Genomic DNA, 7,136 nt, shown 5'->3' with positions numbered 1-7,136 from the left:
GTTGCAAGACGACACTGGATTCCAGCAACTGAATGAAGACCAAAAACGCCTAATGCTGCGCAATGAATTGGCCGATCACAACAAGCAACTGGCCGCTGCGGCTAAAGATGCAGGTGTTGAAACTAATCTGGACTACGCCATTTTCCAAAACCATGGCTACAAAGGCTTGTATGGCGGCTTAGACAACAAAGCCATTCACCAGCACAAAGGCTTAAAAAAGAGCCAGAAAATCCTCGATCATATGGGCAGTACCGAACTTGCCGCTAACCTGTTCCGCGCCACGCAAACAGAAGAGAAACTAAAGCGTGATCAGGTCAGCAATAAAGCCCATGCCAACCAAACCCATTTTGAAGTGGGTGCAAAAGTGCGCGCCACCATTGAAGAGCTGGGCGGCACCATGCCAGAGGATTTACCAACACCGGAAAAAGGCATTCCCCAGTTGGCGCGTGCGCAGAAAAAGTTGGAGGGGGATCAATGAATAAATCGCCTTGGAAAACCGTAAGATTGGAGAAAGTGGCAGAAATTCAAACCGGAATTTCAAAAAGTGCATCTAGAAAACTAACCGATCCAATCGAAGCCCCATATTTAAGAGTAGCAAATGTGCAAGATGGGCACCTTGACCTTTCGGTCATTAAACATATTTCCATCGAGCGGAAAAACTTAGAACGTTACACACTTAAAACAGGTGATGTACTACTTACCGAAGGAGGTGACTTCGATAAGTTAGGGCGTGGTACTGTTTGGAATAATGAAATTGAATCATGTGTTCACCAGAATCATGTGTTCTCTGTGAGAACCGACGCTTCTGTTTTACTGCCTGAATTTCTAAGCATTCTAACGGCTAGTAGCTATGGAAAACGTTATTTTATTAGCTGCTCAAAGCAAAGTACGAACTTGGCGAGCATTAATTCAACACAGCTTAAACAGTTCCCTGTGCTTCTACCTTCTTTAGATGTACAAAAGTCTATCGTATCGGCGTCAAAGCTTTGGGACAACGCCATTGAAAAAACGGAGGCGTTAATTGCGGCTAAGGAAAAGCAGTTTGAGTGGCTGAAGTCGCAACTTCTTTTAAACAACCCTAAATCAAAACGATGGAACACAAATACATTAGGTGAGTTTATCGTTGAGAAAAAAGAGAAAAGCACTACGCCTGATTTATACCCTTGCTTAACCTCCTCTCGCCGAGGAATTTTTCTGCAAGAGGACTACTTCTCTAAACAAGTAGCAAGCAAAGATAATAGTGGCTACAAGATAATGAGTCGTGGGGACTTCACATTTAGGTCAATGAGTGATGATGGTTTATTTGTATTCAACAAACAAACCATCATCGACAAAGGCTTAATTAGCCCTGCATATGGTGTATTTTCTCCAAAACAAAACATGGACTCTGATTTCTTATATTATTTCTTGAACTCTCCTGCATTTAGGCAAGCTTTATCGCGCGAAGTTCAGGGCGGTACACGTACAGCATTAAAGCTAAACGCTTTGAAGAAATTAGAGGTAAAGATTCCTTGTATTCAAGAGCAAAACGATATCGCCAGCAAGCTTAATATTGCTAAAAAGGAAATTGATTTAGTAAAAGAACTCCTTGAAAAATACCGCAGCCAGAAACGCGGTCTGATGCAAAAGCTGCTTACTGGTGAGTGGCAGGTGAGCAGTTCCCAGCCAGTCGCTGAGGATATGTATCAGGAGGCAAGCGCATGAGCACACCTCCAGTCAATTACGCAGCAAACTCGGAGCCTTCGGGCTTTGAGTTTAACGAAAAGTACTTGTCGCAAATTCCAGCCCTGCAACAGTTAATCAATTTGGGTTATCAGTACCTCACCCCAGAGCAGGCTTTGGCTGAACGAGGTGGGCGCAGTGCCAATGTGATTTTAGAAGGAGTGCTTCGTCAGCAGCTAAAAAAGATTAATCGCATTAACTATAAAGGTGGCGAGTATCTGTTTAGCGAAGAGAACATTCAAACCGCGATCCAAAAGCTCAAAAATATTAAGTTTGATGGCCTGCAAAAAACCAATGAGTCGATTTACGATTTAATCACCTTAGGCTCAGCCATGGAGCAAACCATTGAGGGGGACTCAAAAAGCTTTACCCTCAATTACATTGATTGGAAAAACCCAAGCAACAATAGCTTTCATGTGGTGGCGGAGTTCTCGGTTGAGCGTGCACGCAGCACCGATACCGTGCGCCCCGATATCGTCCTGTTTGTCAATGGTATTCCCTTTAGCGTGATTGAATGTAAATCGCCCAAAGTGGATGTAGAGCAAGCCGTATCACAAAATATTCGTAACCAAGGTGATGACTATATTCCGCGCCTGTTTACTTATGTGCAGCAAGTGTTGGCAGTGAATAAAAACGCCGCCCAATACGCGACAGCAGGCACACCTAAGAAGTTTTGGGGCGTGTGGAAGGAGCAGGAAGATAAACCTGCCGATGTCGATAAAGGCATAAATACCACTTTAGACGAAGACACTAAAGCACAGCTATTCAGTGGCGAGTTTGCCGCCGCACGGCCATTTTTTGATGCGCTAGAGGCGGAAGGTAAACGCTTGGTGACGGAACAAGACAATGCCATTCACAGCCTGTGCCGCCCAGAGCGTCTATTAGATTTGGTATATCGCTTTACCCTGTTTGATGGCGGCATTAAGAAAGTAGCCCGCTATCAGCAATATTTTGTGATTAAAGCGACTATCGCCCGAATTAAACGCCTAACCAATAAAGGCAATGGCTCTAAGGAAAACCGACAAGGTGGTGTTATTTGGCATACCCAAGGCTCGGGTAAGTCGCTTACCATGGTGATGCTCACCCGTGCTATGGCACTAGAGCCGCAGCTTATCAACCCAAGAATCATTTTGGTTACCGACCGGGATGATCTTGATAAACAGCTGGGCAATACCTTTGCCGCCTGTGGTTTAAGCCGCGAACGTGCCACGTCTGGCCGAAACTTAGTTAAGCACCTGAAAAACAAAGTGGGTTTGATCACCACACTGATCCACAAATTTGATAAAGGCTGGGTAGCCGAGAAGTTTGTTGATGAGTCGCACGATATTTTTGTATTGGTCGATGAAAGTCACCGAACCAATTTTGGCTCATTGGCGGCCCGAATGCGCCAAATGCTGCCTAATGCCTGTTTTCTTGGCTTTACCGGTACGCCACTACTGAAAAAAGAAAAGAATAACTTTGCCAAATTTGGTGGCCTGATTGAGCCGCACTATACCATTAAACAAGCGGTTGCCGACGAAGCAGTATTGCCATTGCTGTACGAAGGCCGACATATTGAGATGGAGCAGAATCAGTCGGCTATTGACCTCTGGTTTGAGCGCCACACCGCCGATCTAAGCAAAGAGCAAAAGGCCGACCTTAAAAAGAAATACGCCCGCGCTGAAATGCTAAACAAAGCTGATCAAGTGATATATATGCGCGCCTTTGATATCAGCGAGCATTTTCGTGCCAACTGGCAAGGCACTGGCTTTAAGGCTCAGTTGGTTGCCCCAGGCAAACCGGCGGCATTAAAGTACCAGCAGTTTTTGCAAGAGATTGGCACAGTCACCACTGAAGTGGTGATTTCTGGCCCTGATACCCGCGAAGGCCACGACGAAGTGGACGAAGGACCAACCGATGAGGTAGGTAAATTCTGGGACAAAATGATGAAGCGCTTTGGCTCTGAAGAGGAGTACACCAAGCAAATCATCAATCAGTTTAAATACGGTGATGACCCTGAAATACTCATTGTGGTGGATAAGCTATTAACCGGTTTTGATGCACCGCGCAACACCGTGCTGTATCTATGCCGAACCCTGCGAGAGCACACGCTATTACAGGCTATCGCTCGGGTTAACCGCCTGTACGAAGGCAAAGAGTTTGGCTATATCATCGACTATGCCAGCGTATTGGGCGAGCTGGATAAAGCCCTAACCATGTATGAAGCCTTTGAAGGGTTTGATGAAGATGACTTAGCAGGCACGCTCACCTCCATCAATGAGGAAGTGTTTAAGCTGCCACAGCGTTACTCTGACTTATGGGATTTGTTTAAAGCCGTTAAAAACTCAAAAGACGAAGAAGCCTATGAGGTGTTGTTGGCCGATGACGAGTTGCGTGAAGAGTTTTACGAGTGTTTATCGGCATACAGTAAATCTTTAGCCATCGCTTTATCGTCTGAGCAGTTCATCATGAGCTCTGATGAGAAGAAGCTACAAACCTATAAAAACGATTTAAAACGTTTTCAGAACTTAAAGGCGGCGGTTAAATTGCGTTACGCTGAGGCGATTGATTATCGCGATTACGAGCCAAAAATTAAAAAGCTGCTGGATACCCATATTCAGGCTAATGAGGTGACTCAGCTTAACGAGCCAGTGAATATTTTTGATGAAAAAATGTTTACCGCCGTGAAAGAAGAGCAAGGGGTTTATCAAACCAAAACCACGGCATCAAAAGCGGACACCATCGCCCACGCCACGAAGCGCAGCATTTCGGAGAATATGGATGAAGACCCTGCGTTTTATGAGAAGTTCTCGAAGCTGATCCAAGCCGCCATTGATGACTTTAAGGCCAAGCGCATCTCAGACTTAGAATATCTCAACCGAGTGATTGATATTCGTAACAAAGTGGCCACGAAGCAGCATGATGATATGCCTGATTGCATTCGTGAGAACGACGAAGCGTGTGCCTACTTTGGTTTGATTAAGCCGCAGTTTCAGCAAGTGGCAACACTGAACGAGTTAGATGATGCTCAGCTTGATGCGATTGCGGCACAAACATCGTTAGCGATACAAAAAATCATTGATGCTCATTGGAAAGTTGATTTTTGGGACGATACTGACGTTCAAAAAACGGCGATGAATGATATTGACGATTTTCTTTATGACGAAGTCAAAGAGCAGTACGGCGTGACGCTGAGCCTAGAGCAAATGGACGAAATCATTGAGAAAACCATGCAGGTTGCGAAGCACCGGAGGCATTCTTGATGTCGTCAACCATCAAGCAGGCCGAGATACCAACAGCAAGCGCTGAAAAGCTAGCGGTTGTATACGGAGGGGGAGAAATCTCCTTCCAGCTGGCTTTTTCTAAACGCAAGTCGCTGGAAATATCAGTTCACCCTGATAAATCAGTTTTTGTGAAAGCACCTGAAGGCACCGACCGTGAGGCCATTGAAGCTAAGGTGAAGAAGCGTGCTCGGTGGATCAAGCGTCAAATTCGCTACTTTGACCAGTTTGACCCAAGAACCCCTTCTCGCAAATACGTAAGTGGTGAAAGCCATTTGTATCTCGGTAAGAAGTATCGGCTAAAAATTGCAGTAGGCACTGACAACGGTGTAGCGCTGAAAGCGGGCTTTTTTTGGGTAACGTCAGCCAATGGTAAACCAGAGCATGTGGAGTCGCTACTTAATGATTGGTATCGAGAAAAGGCCGATTTCCATTTAAATAAGGTGTTTTCGGATTGTTGGGAGAAGTTCAAATATTCAGATGACAACAAGCCAAACATTAAAATAATGCAACTCAAAAAGCGCTGGGGCAGTCTATCAAAAAGAGGAACGCTGACCTTAAACCGCGAGTTAATTAAGGCACCGAAAGAGTGTATTGAGTACGTGATCATTCATGAACTGTGTCACCTAGAGCACCACAACCACGGCCCAGAGTTTTATCGCTTGCTCGAACGCTCCCTGCCAGATTGGGTGAAGCGAAAACATAAACTGGAAATGGCACTGATTTAGTCAGCACGCTGTATCGAATAGCTAAGTACACAACCAGTACACTAGCGGTATTGTCTGCGTTGGACTTCAAGCATCGCTAGCTATCTATGTTGACTGGCGGTTCACTGCCAGGCGACAAGCTCACACAGGATTCAACGCCTCGTTAGTCATCCAAAATGCTGCCTTTAACACAGTACATGCGTGGGCGGGTGTTGTCGGGCAGGCTGACTTTTCGCTGTGGTCGGTTGCCATCAGGGACTAGGTAGCCTGCGGCCATCAGTGCTTTGGCGGCGCGATCTGGGCTTAGGCCTTCGGTGGCTTCACGCCAGCCAGTTGGGTAAAACAGGTAGAGGGTGTGTGGGCCTGTAGAATCAAGCCAACCCGCGCGTTGGCGTACTTGGCTGCTGTAACCGGTTTGTTTGGGCGTAAAGCGGCTTTCGCCATGCTGCTCAATAAAGCTGCGTACTTGGCGGATGGCTTGTTGGTCTTCATTGGCGGCCACACCACCGCGGGCAAGTATCCATTGGTTTAGCTGGCTTAAACAGGCGGCTTCGACACTTTGGGTTGGCCAATCAAGTACTTTGGCTTGAATGGCTAACAGGCCAGCGCTGGCCAGTAAGGCAAATTTTTCGGCGACTCGGCGCACTTGGCCGTCTGCATCAGTGGGTAAGCTGGCTAAAAAGCATTGCCGTACGTTTTGGAAAACGGGTCGCACCTGCGCGCTGTGCTGCGTTAAATACCGCAACCAATCCAAGGCCAAGCTGCCGTAATGTTGGCGACTTTGTTGTTTTAGGTGGTCGGCTAAATCGGCGGCGTTCATACCATGACTCTGGTTAAACACGCCCATTTGCGCACCGGCATCTGCACTGAGATCAATCACACGCACTTGCTGGCCGGCTTTTACGCGCTTGCCGATACTGGCGAGGTGGCTTTCGAGCGTCACTTCGCCAGTGGATAAAAACACCAAACGCCAGCGGGCGGGTAAACGCATTTCACCGTATTTGCCCGCTCGGGTTTTACCTTGGCCATTGGCAAGCATATAAGCGACATCGCCCGCCTCCTTGGGGTCAACTTCGCCCATTTCATCGAGCGCCAGTAAGGCATCGTTATGCGCAAGCGCTGTGCCTTCTAAACCGTTGGCCGTGGCACGCCAACTGTGACGCAGCTGATTAGGTTCGCCCCAAACCGATAATGCCGGATAAAGCGCTGCGGTTTTACCGGTACTGCTAGCACCGTAGAGGTGTAAACCAAAACCATCCACCCCACACATATGCAACAAAGGCGCGGCCAGTGCAGCACAGACGGCAACAATTAATAGCGGGTTATCTAGACAATAACGGCCAACGTGCTGCCGCCAACTGTCGCTACTGCCTTGTTGAATAAAGCCTTCTATCGGGTGCATGGTTTGCAGCACCATGCGCGGGTTGTTGCTGTGTTCGCTTGGGTA

4 protein-coding genes and 1 pseudogene are annotated in these 7,136 nt (G+C 47.1%); 4 read left to right on the top strand and 1 reads right to left on the bottom strand.

Going from position 1 to position 7,136, the window contains the following annotated elements; genetic code table 11:
• The 4 genes and pseudogenes from dinD to Q0688_RS08455 form a co-directional block, all read left to right on the top strand.
• Positions 1 to 478, top strand: a pseudogene (gene dinD / locus Q0688_RS08470) (DNA damage-inducible protein D); the annotation flags it as partial.
• Positions 475 to 1,704 carry a restriction endonuclease subunit S gene (locus Q0688_RS08465; protein WP_008111243.1) on the top strand — a complete coding sequence of 410 codons (1,230 nt, stop codon included), beginning with the start codon at positions 475 to 477 and terminating at the stop codon, positions 1,702 to 1,704. The pseudogene dinD and the gene Q0688_RS08465, both read left to right, overlap by 4 nt.
• Positions 1,701 to 4,964, top strand: a complete 3,264-nt coding sequence (locus Q0688_RS08460; RefSeq protein WP_299074919.1) for an HsdR family type I site-specific deoxyribonuclease — start codon at positions 1,701 to 1,703, stop codon at positions 4,962 to 4,964. The genes Q0688_RS08465 and Q0688_RS08460 overlap by 4 nt, the downstream gene beginning before the upstream one ends.
• Complete coding sequence (locus tag Q0688_RS08455) at positions 4,964 to 5,710, top strand: M48 family metallopeptidase (RefSeq protein ID WP_299074918.1); 747 nt, start codon at positions 4,964 to 4,966, stop codon at positions 5,708 to 5,710. The genes Q0688_RS08460 and Q0688_RS08455 overlap by 1 nt, the downstream gene beginning before the upstream one ends.
• Positions 5,711 to 5,852: 142 nt before the next feature.
• Here Q0688_RS08455 and Q0688_RS08450 read toward each other — a convergent pair.
• A partial coding sequence (locus tag Q0688_RS08450; protein WP_299074917.1) for a DUF927 domain-containing protein occupies positions 5,853 to 7,136 on the bottom strand: 1,284 nt, incomplete at its 5' end.

This window comes from uncultured Paraglaciecola sp., from assembly GCF_937123705.1.
In the GTDB taxonomy this organism is placed as follows: Bacteria; Pseudomonadota; Gammaproteobacteria; order Enterobacterales; family Alteromonadaceae; genus Paraglaciecola.
The sequence above is the reverse complement of the archived record's forward strand: the minus strand, read 5'-3'. Positions and strand labels throughout refer to the sequence as shown.

Bases quoted from the DNA above. Each gene is read 5' to 3' on its own strand.
- Q0688_RS08465 (WP_008111243.1), top strand. From the start codon at position 475: ATGAATAAATCGCCTTGGAAAACCGTAAGATTGGAGAAAGTGGCAGAA.
- Q0688_RS08460 (WP_299074919.1), top strand. From the start codon at position 1,701: ATGAGCACACCTCCAGTCAATTACGCAGCAAACTCGGAGCCTTCGGGC.
- Q0688_RS08455 (WP_299074918.1), top strand. From the start codon at position 4,964: ATGTCGTCAACCATCAAGCAGGCCGAGATACCAACAGCAAGCGCTGAA.